A 16,759-nucleotide genomic window follows, 5' to 3' on the forward strand; every position below is an offset into this window, starting at 1 on the left:
GGGGGTCGAGGACAGCTGCCGTCGTCGGCAGCGCTGCGGTCGTCATGCCCCGACGCTAGGCGCGGCGGCCCCGGTGCGCCCGCTGCCCGTAGGCTGACGTGGTCCACGACCCGGAGGTCCGATTGCACACCTGGCCAGGCAACCCCTACCCGCTCGGCGCCACCTACGACGGCAGCGGCACCAACTTCGCGATCTTCAGCGAGGCGGCCAGCAAGGTCGAGCTCTGCCTCTTCGACGCCGACGGCGCCGAGACGCGAGTGCCCCTCACCGAGGTCGACGCCTACGTCTGGCACGCCTACCTTCCGACGGTGCAGCCCGGGCAGAAGTACGGCTACCGCGTGCACGGCGACTACGACCCCGCGACGGGCTCGCGGGCCAACCCCGCCAAGCTGCTGCTCGACCCGTACGCCAAGGCCACCTGCGGCGAGATCGACTGGGACGAGTCGCTCTTCGCGTACCACTTCGGCGACCCCGACTCCCGCAACGACGACGACAGCGGCCCGCACATGATGCTCGGCGTCGTCATCAACCCGTTCTTCGACTGGCAGGGCGACCGCCCCCCGAAGTACAGCTACGACGAGACCGTCATCTACGAGGCGCACGTCAAGGGGCTCACCGAGACGCACCCCGACATCCCCGAGGACGAGCGCGGCACCTACGCCGGCGTCGCCCACCCGGCGATCATCGACCACCTCAAGAAGCTCGGCATCACGACCCTCGAGCTGATGCCCGTGCACCAGTTCGTGCAGGACAACACGCTGCTCGAGAAGGGCCTCAGCAACTACTGGGGCTACAACACCATCGGCTTCTTCGCGCCCCACGCGGCCTACTCGGCCACGGGCGACATCGGCCAGCAGGTGCAGGAGTTCAAGACGATGGTGCGGGTGCTGCACGCCGCGGGCATCGAGGTCATCATCGACGTCGTCTACAACCACACGGCCGAGGGCAACCACCTCGGGCCGACCCTGTCGTTCAAGGGCATCGACAACGCCGCCTACTACCGGCTGATGGACGGCGACGCCAAGCACTACATGGACTACACGGGCACCGGCAACAGCCTCAACGTCCGTCACCCGCACTCGCTGCAGCTGATCATGGACAGCCTGCGCTACTGGGTGACCGAGATGCACGTCGACGGCTTCCGCTTCGACCTCGCCGCCTCCCTCGCCCGCGAGTTCTACGAGGTCGACCGGCTGTCGACCTTCTTCGAGCTCGTGCAGCAGGACCCGATCGTGTCCCAGGTCAAGCTGATCGCCGAGCCGTGGGACGTCGGCCCCGGCGGCTACCAGGTCGGCAACTTCCCGCCCCAGTGGACCGAGTGGAACGGCAAGTACCGCGACACCGTCCGCGACTTCTGGCGCGGCGAGCCCTCGACCCTCGGCGAGTTCGCGAGCCGCATCACCGGCTCGGCCGACCTCTACGAGCGCGACGGTCGCCGCCCGGTCGCGAGCATCAACTTCGTGACGGCGCACGACGGCTTCACCATGCGCGACCTCGTCAGCTACAACGAGAAGCAGAACGACGCGAACGGCGAGGGCGGCGCCGACGGCGAGAGCCACAACCGCTCGTGGAACAGCGGCGTCGAGGGCGAGACCGACGACCCGCAGGTGCGCGCCCTCCGCGAGCAGCGCCAGCGCAGCTTCCTCGCGACCCTGCTGCTCAGCCAGGGCGTCCCGATGCTGCTGCACGGCGACGAGCTGGGCCGCACCCAGCGCGGCAACAACAACACCTACGCCCAGGACAGCCCGATCAGCTGGATCGACTGGGAGGCGGCGGACCGCGAGCTCGTCGAGTTCGTCGCCGAGGTGATCAAGCTGCGGCACGACCACCCCACGTTCCGTCGTCAGCGCTACTTCAACGGCCGTCCCGTCACCCGGGGCGAGGGCGAGCCGCTGCCCGACATCGTCTGGCTGACGCCCGAGGGCGACGCCATGCAGGAGGGCGAGTGGAACGAGTCCTACGCCAAGGCGATCGGCATGTTCCTCAACGGCGACGGCATCCGGGGGCGCGACCAGCGCGGCGGCCGCATCACCGACGTGAACTTCGTCCTGTACTTCAACGCGAGCGCGGAGACGGTCACCTTCGTCCTGCCGCCCGACGAGTACGCGGAGGGCTGGGAGGTGGTGGTCGACAGCACCGTGTCGGCGCCTCCGCCCCCTGCCCAGGCCGCACCGCGCACGCCGACGGCGACGCGGACCGCGACCACCGTCCAGCCCCCCAGCACGCCGCAGATCCCTGCGGCGCTGCTCGCCGGCGACCGGCTCCCCGTGGCGGGCCGTTCCCTCGTCGTCCTCCGAGCCACGGCCGAGGAGCCCGCGTGACCCGACACGACCACCCCCGTTCCACCTACCGGCTGCAGATCAGGGCGGGCTTCGACCTGTTCGCCGCGGCCGACCAGGTGCAGTACCTGCGCGACCTCGGCGCCGACTGGGTCTACCTGTCGCCCGTGCTCGAGGCCGAGCCGGGCAGCGACCACGGCTACGACGTCGTCGACCACAGCCGGGTCGACCCCGACCGCGGCGGCGCCGCGGGCCTCGACGCCCTGTCCGAGCGTGCCCACGGCGCCGACCTCGGCGTCCTCGTCGACATCGTGCCGAACCACGTCGGCGTCGCGACCCCGAAGGCCAGCACCTGGTGGTGGGACCTGCTCACCCACGGCCGCGAGAGCAGGTACGCCGACGCGTTCGACGTCGACTGGGCGGCCGGCGGCGGCAAGGTGCTGCTGCCCGTGCTCGGCGAGCCCGCGGGCGACGACGGGCGGATCGAGGGCCTCGAGGTCGTCGAGGGCGAGCTGCACTACTACGAGAACGTCTACCCGATCGCACCCGGCACGCTCGGCGGCGCCGCGGACGGCCCTGCCGACGCCGCGGCCGTGCACGCCCGCCAGTCGTACGAGCTCGTGCACTGGAAGCGCGCCGACACCGACCTCAACTACCGTCGCTTCTTCGCGGTGAACACCCTCGCCGGCATCCGCGTCGAGGAGGGCTGGGTCTTCGACGAGTCGCACGCCGAGATCGGGCGCTGGTTCCGCGAGGGCCTCGTCGACGGTCTCCGCGTCGACCACCCGGACGGCCTGGCCGACCCGGGCGGCTACCTCGACCGGCTCGCCGCGCTGACCGGCGGCGCCCACGTGCTCGTCGAGAAGATCCTCGAGGGCGACGAGCGCCTCCCCGAGGACTGGGCGACGGACGGCACCACCGGCTACGACGCCCTCGCCGACCTCGACCGGGTCTTCGTCGACCCCCGCGGCGCCGCCGCGCTCGACGGCCTCGACTCGCGCCTGCGCGCCGACGACGACAGCGCGCACTCCCCCGCGGACGGCGACGCCCGCGCGTCGGACGAGGCGGTCGACTGGCACCGGATGATCCTCGGCACGAAGCGCGGCATCGCCGACGGCATCCTCGGCAGCGAGATCCGCCGCCTGGCGCGCCTCGTCTCGGACGACGGACGCGCGGACGACGCCGTCGTCGACGCCCTCGCCGAGCTCGCCGCCGCGTTCCCGGTCTACCGCAGCTACCTCCCGCAGGGGGCCGACCAGCTGGCCCGCGCGGCCGAGGTCGCGACCGGGAGCCGCCCCGACCTCGCGGACGAGATCGCCCGCGTCGTCGCCGTCCTCGCCGACGAGTCGCACCCGGCGTCGGTGCGCTTCCAGCAGACCAGCGGCATGGTCATGGCCAAGGGAGTCGAGGACACGGCGTTCTACCGCTACAGCCGTCTCGCCACCCTCACCGAGGTCGGCGCGGACCCCGCCGAGTTCTCGCTGACGCCCGCCGAGTTCCACGCTCGCCAGCAGGCCCGCCTGGCGGAGCGGCCCTTCGGCATGACGACGCTGTCGACGCACGACACGAAGCGCAGCGCCGACGTGCGCTCGCGGATCACCGTGCTCTCCGAGATCGGCGACGAGTGGACGGCGACCCTCGAGCGCCTCCGCGACCTCGCCCCGATCGGCGACGGCCCGTTCGAGAACGTCCTCTGGCAGAGCGTCGTCGGCGCCTGGCCCGCATCGCGCGAGCGACTGCACGCCTACGCCGAGAAGGCGAGCCGCGAGGCGAGCACCTCGACCACGTGGACCGACCGCACCGCCGACGCGGAGGCCTTCGAGGAGCGCATGCACGCGGCGATCGACGCGGTCTTCGACCACGAGGAGGTGCGGCACGAGATCGAGAGGATCGTCGACGTCGTCCGCGCCCCCGGCCGCAGCAACTCGCTCGGCCTCGCCCTGCTGCAGCTGACCGGCCCCGGCAGCCCCGACGTCTACCAGGGCGGCGAGCTGTGGGACCACTCGCTCGTCGACCCGGACAACCGTCGCGAGGTCGACTTCGCGCTGCGCCGCCGCCTCCTCGACCAGGTCGCCGCCGGCGAGACGCCGCCCGTCGACGAGACGGGCGCGGCGAAGCTGCTCGTCACGCACCGGGCGCTGACGCTCCGTCGCGACCGCCCGGAGCTGTTCACGCGCTACGGCGCCCTGCCCGTGTTCGGCGACCAGGCCGACTCGGCCGTGGCCGCCGACCGCGGCGGCGCGCTGACCATCGCGACGCGCCTGCCCGTCGCCCTCGAGCAGGCCGGGGGCTGGGGCGACACCGTCGTCCTCGTCCAGGGCCGCCGCTGGCGCGACGTGCTCACCGGGCGCGAGCACGAGGGCGGGCGCCTCCGCCTCGCCGACGTGCTCGACACGTACCCCGTCGCGCTGCTCGTCCCTGCGGAAGAGCAGTAAGGACGCCGCAGGGCAGGAACAGCGCCCCTCCGCACGACTACCGTCGACCCCCTGCGGGTCGGCGGTTCGTCGTCCTGCCCGCGGCCACCCGACCACCTGCACCTTCCCGACCACCACACCTCCCGAGGAGACCGATGAGCGTCTACGACGTCTGGGCACCCACCGCGACCACCGTGCAGCTGCACCTCGACGGCGCCGTGCTGCCGCTCGAGCACGAGACCGCGACCGGCTGGTGGCGTGCGCGGGCCGACCTCGACCGCTCCCCCGGCCACCGCTACGGGTTCCTCGTCGACGGCGGCGAGACGCCCCTGCCCGACCCGCGGTCGCGGCGCCAGCCCGACGGGGTGCACGGCCTCAGCGAGACCTGGGACGGCGACTCGTTCGACTGGACCGACGCCTCCTGGACGGGTCGTCAGCTCGCCGGCGCGGTGGTCTACGAGCTGCACGTCGGCACCTTCACGCCCGACGGCACGCTCGACTCGGCGATCGAGAAGCTGCCGCACCTGGTCGAGCTCGGCGTCGACCTCGTCGAGCTGCTGCCGGTCAACGGCGTCAACGGCCGCTGGAACTGGGGCTACGACGGGGTGGACTGGTTCACCGTGACCGACAACTACGGCGGACCCGACGCGTACCAGCGCTTCGTCGACGCCGCCCACGCCGCCGGGCTCGGCGTCGTGCAGGACGTCGTCTACAACCACCTCGGCCCCTCGGGCAACTACCTGCCCGTGTTCGGCCCGTACCTGTCGAGCAAGCACGCGAACACGTGGGGCGACAACGTCAACCTCGACGACGAGGGCTCGCACGAGGTGCGCGAGTTCATCCTCGACAACGCGCTGATGTGGTTCGAGCGGTTCCACGTCGACGCCCTGCGGCTCGACGCCGTGCACGCGCTCGTCGACGACAGCCCCGTGCACCTGCTGCAGGAGATGGGCGAGCGCACCGCCGCCCTCAGCGCCCACCTGAGCCGTCCGCTGACGCTGATCGCCGAGAGCGACCTGAACGACGCTCGCCTCGTCACGCCTCGCGACGGCGGCGGCTTCGGACCCGACCACCGTCAGGGCTTCGGCCTCGACGGGCAGTGGAGCGACGACTTCCACCACGCCCTGCACGTCGCCCTGACCGGCGAGACGAACAGCTGGTACGCCGACTTCGCGTCGCTCGACTCGCTGGCGAAGGTCGTCACGAAGGGGTTCTTCCACGACGGCACCTGGTCGTCGTTCCGCGAGGCCGACCACGGCCACCCGGTCGACGTCGAGCACATGCCCGCCTGGCGCCTCGTCGTCGCGAACCAGAACCACGACCAGATCGGCAACCGCGCCGCCGGCGACCGCCTCGCGGCCACCCGCGACGACGGCCAGCTGCAGATCGCCGCGGCGCTGACCCTCACCTCGCCGTACACGCCGATGCTCTTCATGGGCGAGGAGTGGGGCGCGTCGACCCCGTGGCAGTTCTTCACGTCGCACCCTGAGAAGGAGCTCGGCGAGGCCACCGCGAAGGGCCGCATCGCCGAGTTCGCGAAGTCGGGCTGGGACGAGTCGGTCGTGCCCGACCCCCAGGACCCGCAGACGTTCGAGGACTCGAAGCTGGACTGGTCGGAGCTCGGGCGCGGGCGCCACGCCCTGCTGCTCGACGCCTACCAGCAGCTCACGGCGCTGCGCCGTGCCGAGCCCGAGCTCACCGACCCGCGCCTCGGCCTCACGTCGGTCGAGCACGACGCCGAGGCCGGCTGGTTCGTGATGACCCGGGGCACGATCCGGGTGGCCGTCAACTTCGGGACGCAGGAGGCGCGGGTCGACGTGCCCGCCTCCTCCGTGCTCTTCGCCAGCGACGACTCGATCGCGGCCGGCGCCGAGCTGGTCCTGCCGCCGCACTCGGTCGCGGTGGTCCGCTAGCCGCGCCGCTCGACCGAGCCCGGACATGACGACGTCCGCACGGCCGGGGCTGACCACCCCTGCCGTGCGGACGGTGCCGCCTCCCTGCTAGCGCGCCTGCGCGTGGCGCACGACGGGCCCGACCCGGTGCGACGTCGCGCGGACGCTCGGCAGGCGACGGTGTCGCACGACCAGCTCGACGAGGGCACGCCCTCGTCGGCGGAGACCCCAGAGGGTCACCTTGGTCAGCGACTCCCTGACGATCGAGCCGCTCATCTTCGAGGCGCCGTGGACGCGCTCGGTGAACGTGATCGGAGTCTCGACGACCCGGAGGCCCGCCTGGAGGGCGCGCCAGAGCAGGTCGACCTGGAAGCAGTAGCCACGCGACTCGACGGCGTCGAGGTCGATGCGGCGGAGGGCCGAGGCACGGAACGCGCGGAAGCCGCCCGTCGTGTCGGCCACGCGGATCCCGAGGGCGCCGCGGGTGTACCAGCTGCCGCCGCGGCTGAGCAGCTCACGCCGCAGCGGCCAGTTCTCGACCTCGCCGCCCGGCACCCAGCGCGAGCCGAGCACGAGGTCGTCGTCGGCGAGCAGGCCGAGCATGCGGGGCAGGTCCTCGGGGTGGTGCGAGCCGTCGGCGTCCATCTCGACGATCGCGTCGTAGCCGCGCTCGAGGCCCCAGGCGAAGCCGGCGAGGTAGGCGGCGCCGAGGCCCGCCTTCTCGGTCCGGTGCATCACGTGCACGCGGGGCTCGCGGGCCGCCCAGGTGTCGGCGAGGGCACCGGTGCCGTCGGGCGAGCCGTCGTCGACGACGAGGACGTCGACGGCGGCGCCGGACGCGAGGGTCCGGCTGACGATCATGTCGAGGTTGTCCCTCTCGTCGTAGGTGGGGATGATCACGAGCGCGTCGTTCACGGGGGTGGTCCTTTCCGGTCGGGTCGGAGGGAAGGCGGTGCGGGTCGGGTGAGGTGGTGCGGTGCGGGCCGGCGCGTCGGGTGCGTCGGCCGCGGGGTCGTGCGGTGGTGAGCGTGCGGGGCGTCAGCTCGTCGACACGAGGTCGGCGAAGACGATGAGGTTGTCGACGTAGTGCCCGGTCGAGCGGTCGAACGTGCCGTCGCAGGTGATGAGGCGCAGGCTCGGCGTCGGGGTCGAGCCGTAGACGTCGCTGGTGGGGAACGTCGCCTTGGGCGTCCGCTCGCTGCCCGTGACGCGGAACGTCTCGACGGTGCCGGTCGACAGGGTCACCTGGACCTCGTCCCCGACGGCCAGCTTCGCCAGGTCGACGAAGACGGCGGGTCCGCTGCCCGAGTCGACGTGCCCGGCGATGACGGCCGGCCCGACGGCTCCGGGCACGGTGCCGTCGCGGTACCAGCCGGCCGACTCCCACGCCTGCGGCGGGTCGAGCTCGCCGGCGGCGCCGAGCCCGAGGTCCTCGAGGCCGGAGTCGACCCCGATGGACGGGATCTGCACCCGCTCGGGCGTCGCCCCCGCAGGAGGCGGGGTGTACGACGGCGCCGCGGGGTCCTGGAACGAGCCCGCGGCCCCGCTGGCGGGGTCGGCGCTCGCCGAGGCGGACGACGCCGGTGCCGTGGTCGGGGCCGAGCCCTGCGCATCCGATCCTGAGCCGGACCCGCCCGGCTGCGCCGCGACGGCGGCGACGGTCGCGCCCCCGGCGAGCAGCAGCACGGCGGCGCCGAGCGCGATCGCGGCTCGACGGTGCGACGAGACGAACTGCGAGACGCTCATCGGGACACCGCCAGCGGCGAGCAGGCGCCGAGGGCCGAGCCCTCGTCGTCGAGCTGGAGGGCGGCGAGCGCGGCCCAGGCGGCGCCGTAGTAGGTCGGAGTCGACTGCGCCAGCGCGTCGGCACGACCGAGGTCGGCCGCGGCGGCGTCGGGCTCCCCCGCACTGGCGAGCGCGGCGGCCCGCGCGGCGTAGGCGAGCGGGCTCTGGTCCTGGCCCACCTCCTGGCCGCCCAGGTCGAGCTGCATCGGCAGGTCGGGGTAGCGCTGCAGCACCGGCGCGAGCCGGGCGGCCAGCGCCACGTCGACCGGGTCGCACGACTCGGCGTACCGCAGGGCGAGCCGGCCGGCGTCGTAGCTGTACTGGACCGTGCCCGACGAGCCGTCGGCGCTCGGCAGGGGGACGACGGTGCCGTCCTGCTGCACCTGCGCCCAGTCGCTCGGCAGGGCGGTGGCGGTCAGCACGTTCGTGGTGACCGCACGGGAGCCCTGCTCGAGCTCGGCCCAGCGGGGGTCGCCGCTGGCCTCGCCGAGCTGCGCGAAGGCGGCCGGCGCGGCGTAGGAGGGGTTGTACGACCACGGGCCGGAGCCGGCGGCCCAGGGGCCGGGGAGCAGGATGCGTCCCACGTCGGTGCTCGCCGTCATCTCGTCGAGCACGTGCGTGCCGAGCTGGACTCCCTCGGTGGTCCAGGTGGGTCGGTCGAACGCCGCACCGGCGAGCACGAGGGCCCTGGCGGCGTCGACGTCGGCGTCGCTGGCGGGCATGTCGTCGACGACGGCGCCGTCGGCCCAGCGCCAGGCGAGCAGTCCGTCCTGCCGGACCAGCTCCTCCTTCGTCCAGTCCCAGATGGCGGCGAAGCGGTCCTCGTCGCCGACGGCCGCAGCGACGAGCATGCCGTAGGCCTGTCCCTCGCTGACGGTGTCGTCGCCCTGGTCGCGACGGACGACGCGGCCGTCGTCGTCCACCCACTCGTCGAGGAAGTCCTCGCCGATCTGCGTGGCGCTGCGGGCGTCGGGAGTGCTGTCGCCGGTGCCGGGGTCACTGCTCTCGGCAGGCCCCCCGGCGGTGCGGTCGGGGGCGCCGCCGGGTGCTCCGACGACGAGGAGGGCGATGCCGGCGGTCACGGCCAGGGCCGCGACGACCACTGCGGCGAGCAGTGCCTTCGTCTTCTTCGTCATGTCGTTCCTCTGGGGGTCTCGGTGTGGCTCACGGAGCGGGGTCCGCGCGGGGTGCTTCGTGGAGGGCGCTGCGGGCGGGGCCCGAGGAGGCGCGGCGACGGTGGTCGCTCACCGCGCCTCCTCGGGATCTCAGGCCCCGAACCAGCTGCGGACGGTGGCCCAGAAGCCGGCGGGCTCGTCCTTCACGGGGTGCTCGGCCAGGTAGCCGCCGCCCGTCTGGACGCCGCCCACGGGGGCCTGCGCCGTGGCCGCGCTGTCGACCACCGGCACGACGGTGAGCCCGCCGGTCGAGTTGTCGAGCACGAACAGCGTGTTGATGCTGCCGGCGGCGAGGTCGACGTCGCTCGTGCCGGTGACCTTCTGGCCGGTCAGGTCGAGGCTCCACGGGCCGGCGGCCACCTCGGCGTAGCCGCTGGCGCTGCCGAACGAGGCCTTCGACGCGATGGTCGTGCCGGTCGTCGTCGCGACCGAGACGGTCTTGCTCACGGTCGCGGCCTGGAACAGGCGCACCTTGGCCTGGCCGTCCGTCGGCGGGGTGAGGTCGTCCTTGACGACGCGGGTCTCGAGGTCGTCGTTGGGTCCGTAGGCGAGGGCCGTGATCGGCTGTCCGCTGTCGACGGTGACGTTCGTGGTGATGACCGGCTTCGCGTCGGCGGGTGCGTCGGCGGCGGTCATCGAGACGACGTAGGTGCCGGGCGTCAGCGCCTGGTACGGGCTGACCTGGCCGAACGTGACGTCGTCGAGGTCCATGACGACCTGGCCGCCGGCGAGCGAGGTCAGGGTCACGTCGACCGACTTGGTGTCGGGCGAGAGGTGGCCGACGCGGACCCAGCCGTCGCCGTCGGCGGCGTGTGCGGGCGACGCGCCGACGAGCGACCCGGCGAGGGCGACGCCTGTCGCCGCCGTGAGCGCGAGGACGGTCACGAGGCGGCGCCTCGGGGTGGTGGTCGAGGAGGCGGCGGTCGCGGAGGCGGTGCGTGCGGTGCTGCTGTGGAGTGAGGTCATCAGGATGGTTCCTTTCCGGTCGGGTGCCGCGTCCGAGAGGGCGCGACGGCGGTGAGGAGGGGTGCCGGGGGTCGTGTGGACGACCCCCGGCGACGTGGTCAGTCGGACAGGACGCCCGACGGGGCGACGGCGGAGAACGTGATGCGGAGGCCGTCTCCCTGCGGCTCGATCGAGGCCGGCTCGTAGGTGTCGCCGAGGCCGCGGAGGAGCGTGTCGAGCTGCGCGACGGTCTCGCCGCCCTGCGGCGTCACGTCGAACTGCCGGAACACGGACTCCTGCTCACCCGGCAGGGCGGCCGGGTCGGCGACCGAGATGGGCGCCGCGGCCGCGAGCTGACCGAGGACGATCAGGGCACGCGGGTCGAGGCGGCCGTCGCGGAGGGCCTGGTCGAACGTGGCCGACACCTGCAGGTCCGGGTTCTGGGCGAGCTCGGCACCGGCGGCGGACCGCGCGGCGGCGGCGGCGTCCCCGGAGCGCTGCGCCTCGGCGGCGCCGTCGCTGTCGATCCGGCGGATGTTCACCTGCTGGTCGCCGTCGCCGAAGGAGGCGACGACCGTCGAGCTCTCGAGGGCCGAGCGCACGTCGGGCGATCCTGCTCCCGACGTCCGGACCGACTCGGTCTCGAACAGGTAGTCCGAGTCGCGCCAGCCGTTCGGCGACTGAGCCTGGACGGCGCCGTCGGTGTCGATCTTGTAGAACCAGATCACGTTGTCCCGGGCGAAGCCGGCACGGACCAGGTCGACCCACACCGCGTCGTCGACGAGGAGACGGCTGTCCTTCGGGACGTTGGTCTCGACCCAGGTCTCGGCGTTGCGCATCGGCGCGTCGAGGTCGGAGTCGAGGAACCCGCGCAGCTGCACGGCCCAGAGGGGCACCAGCGCCACCACGGCGGCGACGGTGAGCGCGATCCAGGTGACGGACCCGGTGCGGACCGCGGCCGTCGAGACGGCGCCGGCCCGGCGCGCCCGCACCGACTTCACGGCGGCGTCCGTGACCGCGGCGATCAGCAGCGCCGCGAACGGCAGCAGCATGATCACGTACGGCACCGGCAGGTAGCCGCCGGGACGGAACATGAAGGCGATCAGGAAGACCATCATCACGGCGATCGGGCGGACCCGCTTCATGAAGAGGCCGACGACGGAGGCGAGGGTGCCGACGACGATCAGCACCTGGTCGAGCTGCCACCACTGCGAGACCGTCGCGAAGAAGAGGCTGCCGGTGTCGAGCACCGAGCCGCTCGCCTCGCGGGTCGCGAGCTGGAACTGGATGCCCTCGAGCAGGCTGACCCGGCCGGCGCCCGGCAGCAGCTCTCCCTTGACGGCGGCGAGCGCGACGTAGCCGAGGCCGACGAGCACGAGCAGGCTGCCCGCGATCGAGAGCGTGTAGCGGCGGGTCGACTTGTCGGCGCCGCGCCACATCATCCAGGCCAGGAACGGCAGGGCCAGCAAGTACGTCTCCTTCGAGAGCACCGCGATGCCGAACGAGACGGAGGCGGCGGCGAAGCCGGCGAGCTGGTAGCGCTTGCTGAGGGCGAAGACGAACGCGGCCAGGAGCCACGGCGTCGCGACGTTGTCGAGGTAGACCGTCCGGTGGAACTGCAGGGCCAGCGGCGACACGGCGAACACGAGGCCGGCGACGGCCGCGGCGGGGCGGCTGAGGCCGAGCTTGCGGGCGAGCAGCCAGAGCAGGGCGACGGCGACGACGGTGAAGGCGAGCATCGCCTCGCGGCCGGCCAGCACCGCGACGTCGTAGCGGTCGAAGGCTCCGGTCAGGGCCGTGTAGGCCGAGATCTGCAGCCAGCCCACCGGGGGGTGGTCGTACCAGTAGGTGTAGTGGGCGAGCTCTCCGAGGTTCTGGACGGCCCAGGCCTGGGCCGTGTACGTGCCCTCGTCGTCGATGCGCTGCGGCGAGCCGGCCATGTTGAAGGCCTGCACGACGGCGGCGATCGCCATCAGGGGCAGCAGCCAGGCGAGGCTGGCGCCGTGGCGGCGGAGCCACCCCGGCGAGCGCTCGGGGGCAGGCTGCATGGGCGTGCCGGGACGGCGCGGCGCCGAGGCGATGCGGTCGTCGACCGCCGTCGGGCGGTTCAGCGTGCTGGTCATCGGTCACCTCCGGTCATGGCGAGGGCGGGCTCCTGCTGGGACGCGCGCGGCGCCTCCTGGGGGGCAGGGGTCTCGGCGGGGCGGTGGGCTCCGGTGTGCTCCGTCTTCTCCCAGGCGTTCATGCCCCGGATCTGACGGAAGACGGCTCGCACGGCGGCGAGGGCGAGGAAGATCTGGTATGGGATGAGGCCCCAGATCAGACGGAAGTAGTCGCGGGCCCGGACCTTCTGGCCGTAGGTGCGGCCGAACTCCCGGAGGCCGGTGAACTCGACGGCCAGCAGCACCAGGGTCGGCGCCAGCGGGATGAACGAGACGAGCGCGATGGCCGTCGGCACCTTGATCGTGAAGATCAGGATGACGGAGATGGGGATCAGGAGGCCCGTGGCCGCCTGGATGAAGGGCATGGTCAGCAGGTAGCGGGCCATGAGGCGCTGGCGCAGACGCGGCAGCTTCTTCCACTCGCCCTTGCCGTAGACCTGCATGAAGCCCTGGTTCCAGCGGGTGCGCTGCTTGAGCAGCGAGACGAACGTGCCGGGGGTCTCCTCGCGGGTGACGACCTCGGGGCTGTAGGCGACGACGACCTTCGCGCCGGCGCTCGACAGGCGGACGCCCAGCTCGCAGTCCTCGGCGAGGCACTCGGCGTCCCAGCCCTCGGACCAGTCCAGCCAGTCCTTGCGGACGAAGACGGTGTTGCCGCCGAGCGGGATGAACTTCTCCTTGGCGTGGAAGTGCAGGCGCGAGCGGAACCAGAAGTAGTACTCGAGCACGTTGCGGAGGCTCCACCAGCTCGACTGGAAGTTCATCAGCTGCACGCCGCCCTGGACGACGTCCGCGTCGGTCTCGCTGAAGCGCGAGTCGACGAGCGTCAGGAGGCGGGGGTGCACCTCGTCCTCGGCGTCGAACACGCCGACGATCTCGCCGCGCGAGGTCTGCAGCGCGAGGTTGAGCGCCTTGGGCTTGTTCTTGGGGACGCTCGAGTCCACGACCACGCGGATCAGCTCGGGGTGGCGGGCCGCGGCCTCACGGGCGACGCGCTCGGTGCCCGGGTCGTCGTGGCCGACGATCGCGATGATCTCGAAGTCGGGGTGGTCCTGCAGCGCGAGGCGGTCGAGGGTCTGGCCCATGACCTCCTCCTCGTGCCGTCCGGGGACCAGCAGGGTGAACGAGTGGCGCGCGTCGAGGGGGTCGGAGCTGAACTGGCTGCCCTCGAGGTTGTCCTTCGAGCGCCAGGCGTGCAGCATCCACCACAGCGTCGAGACGGCCACCGCGGTCAGCAGCAGCGACACGAGGACGAGCGACGAGTAGCCGATCCACTCGAAGGGGCTCCAGTCGGGCAGCGAGAAGCCCGAGAGGGCCTCCCCCGCGCCGGACGTGGCGCCGCGGTTGGGCACGAACTGGTCAGGGCTCGTGGGTGCCTGCGGCGTCAGCAGGGGCTGCGGCTCGCCGGCGGCGAGCAGGGAGTGCACGGGGTGCGTCGGGTCAGTCGACACGGTCGTTCTCCTGTCGGGTCAGGGGTGGGAGGTGGTCTCCGGATCGCGACGGTCGGGTGCCGCGAGCGGGGTGGTGCCGATGGTGCGCAGTTCGGGTGGTGCGCGATGCGGGTGGGGCGGGTGGTGCGGTCAGCGGGCGTCGGCCGTGGCCGGCGCGAAGACGAACCAGCGGTAGGCGACGTAGCGGAACGCCGTGCCGAGCACGAGCCCCACGCCGTTCGCCGCGATGTTGTCGGCGAGCTGGCTGGTGTGGCCGAGCACGTAGTGCGACACGAAGAGGCACAGGGAGGCGATGGCCAGCCCCCCGACGTTCACGAGGCCGAAGACGACGGCCTCCTTGAGCACGGCACGGCCGCGGTCGGCACGGAACGTGAGGTAGCGGTTGCCGAGCCACGCGACGGCGGTCGCGATGATCACCGAGATCACCTTCGCGCCGATCGGCTTGTCGTCGAGCAGCGTGACGCGCAGCAGGTTGTAGACGCTCACGTCGACGACGAAGGCGATGCCGCCGACGAGGCCGAAGGTCGCGAGCTCGCGGAGGCGGCTCGCCACGCGCACCGAGACGGCAGCGCGGGCGGGCACGGAGGACGTCGCCGAGGAGGCGGCGGCAGGGTCGACGCCGGAAGCGTCGGCCGGTCGGGTGGTCACCCTCTGGTCGAGGGCAGTGGCGTCGGGCATGACACCGGTTCGGGGGCCCCCCGGAAGGGGGTTTGCCCGGGGTACGGCGTTGTGTGCTGGTTGCCAGGTAGGCGTCACGCGCTGTTCACATGAGCGTCCCGGCTGCCGCTCGCCTCGCGCCCGGGACGCGCGTAGCGTGAGCCCATGGAATTCAGATACCTCGGACACAGCGGTCTCAAGATCTCTGAGATCACCTACGGCAACTGGCTGACGCACGCGTCGCAGGTCGAGAACGACGTCGCGACGCAGTGCGTCCGCGCCGCCCTCGACGCGGGCATCTCGACCTTCGACACCGCGGACGCCTACGCGAACACGGGCGCCGAGACGGTGCTCGGCGCGGCGCTCGCCGGCGAGCGGCGCGAGTCGCTCGAGATCTTCACGAAGGTCTACTGGCCGACGGGCCCGGCGGGCCACAACGACACCGGCCTCAGCCGCAAGCACATCCTGGAGTCGATCGACGGCTCCCTGAAGCGGCTCGGCACCGACTACGTCGACCTGTACCAGGCGCACCGCTACGACAGCGAGACCCCGCTCGAGGAGACGATGCAGGCCTTCGCCGACGTCGTCCGCCAGGGCAAGGCGCTCTACATCGGCGTGAGCGAGTGGAACGCGGAGCAGATCCGCGCCGGCCACGCGCTCGCCGAGAAGCTCGGCGTGCAGCTCATCTCGAACCAGCCGCAGTACTCGATGCTGTGGCGGGTCATCGAGCAGGAGGTCGTCCCCGCGAGCAAGCAGCACGGCCTGAGCCAGATCGTCTGGTCCCCCGTCGCGCAGGGCGTGCTCACCGGCAAGTACAAGCCGGGCGCCGAGCTGCCCGCCGGCAGCCGCGCGACCGACGAGAAGGGCGGCGCGAACACCATCAAGCGCTTCCTGACCGACGAGGTCCTCACCGGCGTCGCCGCCCTCGAGCCGATCGCCGCCGACCTGGGGCTCTCGATGGCCCAGCTCGCCATCGCGTGGGTGCTGCAGAACGACAACGTCGCCTCCGCGATCATCGGGGCCTCGCGTCCCGAGCAGGTCGCCGACAACGTCAAGGCGGCCGGCGTGACGCTGCCCGCCGAGGTCATGACGGGGATCGACGAGGCCCTCGGCGACCTCGCGGAGCGCGATCCCGCCAAGACGGTCTCGCCCGCCCAGCGCCCGGCCTGAGCCGCCTGGCCCGCCCGCGCGACCGACCTGACGACGTTCCCGATCTCCTGCCGGAGATCGGGAATGTCGCGCGGGAGGATGCGCTTGCATATACTCGTACCGACCTTCGGTGACACGTCACCGATCTAGATCTCATCGAACAACTCACCGAACAGCCCACAGAACAGCAGGAGAACACCATGGCCATCACCGCAGAGAAGATCCCCGCCGGCACCTGGACCCTCGACCCCACGCACAGCGAGGTCTCGTTCAGCGTCCGCCACCTCGCCATCAGCAAGGTCAAGGGCTCGTTCGAGTCGTTCGACGCCTCGCTCGTCACGGACGAGGACCACACCGCCAGCAAGGTCACCGCGTCCATCGACGTGGCCTCGGTCAACACGAACCAGAAGGACCGCGACGGCCACCTCCAGACCGGCGACTTCTTCCTCGCCGAGGAGCACCCGAAGATGACCTTCGTCTCGACCAGCATCGAGGAGAAGGGCGACGACGCGTTCCTCGTGCACGGCGACCTGACCCTCCGCGGCGTCACGAAGCCCGTCACCCTGAAGAGCGAGCTCGGCGGCCTGGTCGTCGACGGCTACGGCCAGACCAAGCTCGGCTTCTCGGCCACCACGAAGATCGACCGCACCGAGTTCGGCGTGACCTGGAACGCCGCCCTCGAGGCCGGCGGCTTCACCCTCGGCAACGACGTCACCGTCACGCTCGAGATCCAGTTCGTCCTCGCGCCGTAGTCCACGCCGCACGCACGACGCGCCCCCGGGCGCGACCGTGACCGGAGGGCCCGCACCTGCACTCGCAGGGGCGGGCCCTTCGTCGTGCTCCGCCCCTC

General features: G+C 72.3%; 12 protein-coding genes. 5 read left to right on the forward strand and 7 right to left on the reverse strand.

Features of this window, described 5'->3' with window-relative positions:
* Nucleotides 1-122 precede the first annotated feature (122 nt).
* The 3 genes from glgX to treZ all read left to right on the forward strand — a co-directional run bounded on the left by glgX (nucleotide 123) and on the right by treZ (nucleotide 6,606).
* Entirely contained in the window at nucleotides 123-2,321 is a 2,199-nt protein-coding gene (gene glgX / locus ITJ48_RS09900) for a glycogen debranching protein GlgX (protein WP_194613553.1), read from the forward strand.
* Complete coding sequence (gene treY, locus ITJ48_RS09905; protein ID WP_194613554.1) at nucleotides 2,318-4,714, forward strand: malto-oligosyltrehalose synthase; 2,397 nt, start codon at nucleotides 2,318-2,320, stop codon at nucleotides 4,712-4,714. The genes glgX and treY overlap by 4 nt, the downstream gene beginning before the upstream one ends.
* A 134-nt stretch (nucleotides 4,715-4,848) precedes the next feature.
* Nucleotides 4,849-6,606: a malto-oligosyltrehalose trehalohydrolase gene (gene treZ / locus ITJ48_RS09910; protein WP_194613555.1), complete on the forward strand. Its 1,758-nt coding sequence runs from the start codon at nucleotides 4,849-4,851 to the stop codon at nucleotides 6,604-6,606.
* Between the two features lie 87 nt (nucleotides 6,607-6,693).
* Here treZ and ITJ48_RS09915 read toward each other — a convergent pair whose 3' ends face one another.
* From ITJ48_RS09915 to ITJ48_RS09945, 7 genes are all read right to left on the reverse strand, one after another.
* On the reverse strand, nucleotides 6,694-7,500 hold the full coding sequence (locus ITJ48_RS09915; RefSeq protein WP_370544869.1) for a polyprenol monophosphomannose synthase: 807 nt from the start codon (nucleotides 7,498-7,500) through the stop codon (nucleotides 6,694-6,696).
* A gap of 123 nt (nucleotides 7,501-7,623) precedes the next feature.
* Nucleotides 7,624-8,331, reverse strand: a complete 708-nt coding sequence (locus tag ITJ48_RS09920) for a class F sortase (RefSeq protein ID WP_194613556.1) — start codon at nucleotides 8,329-8,331, stop codon at nucleotides 7,624-7,626.
* On the reverse strand, nucleotides 8,328-9,506 hold the full coding sequence (locus tag ITJ48_RS09925) for a glycosyl hydrolase family 8 (RefSeq protein ID WP_192041209.1): 1,179 nt from the start codon (nucleotides 9,504-9,506) through the stop codon (nucleotides 8,328-8,330). The genes ITJ48_RS09920 and ITJ48_RS09925 overlap by 4 nt, the downstream gene beginning before the upstream one ends.
* A 129-nt stretch (nucleotides 9,507-9,635) precedes the next feature.
* Nucleotides 9,636-10,511: a DUF4397 domain-containing protein gene (locus tag ITJ48_RS09930; protein ID WP_192169811.1), complete on the reverse strand. Its 876-nt coding sequence runs from the start codon at nucleotides 10,509-10,511 to the stop codon at nucleotides 9,636-9,638.
* A gap of 98 nt (nucleotides 10,512-10,609) precedes the next feature.
* Nucleotides 10,610-12,613, reverse strand: coding sequence for a glycosyltransferase (locus tag ITJ48_RS09935; protein ID WP_194613557.1), 2,004 nt, complete (start codon nucleotides 12,611-12,613; stop codon nucleotides 10,610-10,612).
* A complete protein-coding gene (locus ITJ48_RS09940; protein WP_370544870.1) occupies nucleotides 12,610-14,103 on the reverse strand; it encodes a glycosyltransferase in 1,494 nt (497 codons plus the stop codon). Before ITJ48_RS09940 ends, ITJ48_RS09935 begins: the two co-directional genes overlap by 4 nt.
* Before the next feature lie 129 nt (nucleotides 14,104-14,232).
* Nucleotides 14,233-14,781 (reverse strand): GtrA family protein, encoded by a 549-nt coding sequence (locus ITJ48_RS09945; RefSeq protein WP_194613558.1) that lies wholly within the window; start codon nucleotides 14,779-14,781, stop codon nucleotides 14,233-14,235.
* Nucleotides 14,782-14,925: 144 nt separating this feature from the next.
* On the opposite strand from ITJ48_RS09945, the gene ITJ48_RS09950 reads away from it, so the two are divergent.
* Both ITJ48_RS09950 and ITJ48_RS09955 read left to right on the forward strand, forming a co-directional pair.
* Entirely contained in the window at nucleotides 14,926-15,930 is a 1,005-nt protein-coding gene (locus ITJ48_RS09950; RefSeq protein WP_194613559.1) for an aldo/keto reductase family protein, read from the forward strand.
* Nucleotides 15,931-16,109: 179 nt separating this feature from the next.
* A complete protein-coding gene (locus tag ITJ48_RS09955; RefSeq protein WP_194613560.1) occupies nucleotides 16,110-16,661 on the forward strand; it encodes a YceI family protein in 552 nt (183 codons plus the stop codon).
* The last annotated feature ends 98 nt before the right edge of the window (nucleotides 16,662-16,759 follow it).

This window comes from Frigoribacterium sp. VKM Ac-2530 (assembly GCF_015350835.1).
Taxonomy (GTDB): domain Bacteria; phylum Actinomycetota; class Actinomycetes; order Actinomycetales; family Microbacteriaceae; genus Frigoribacterium.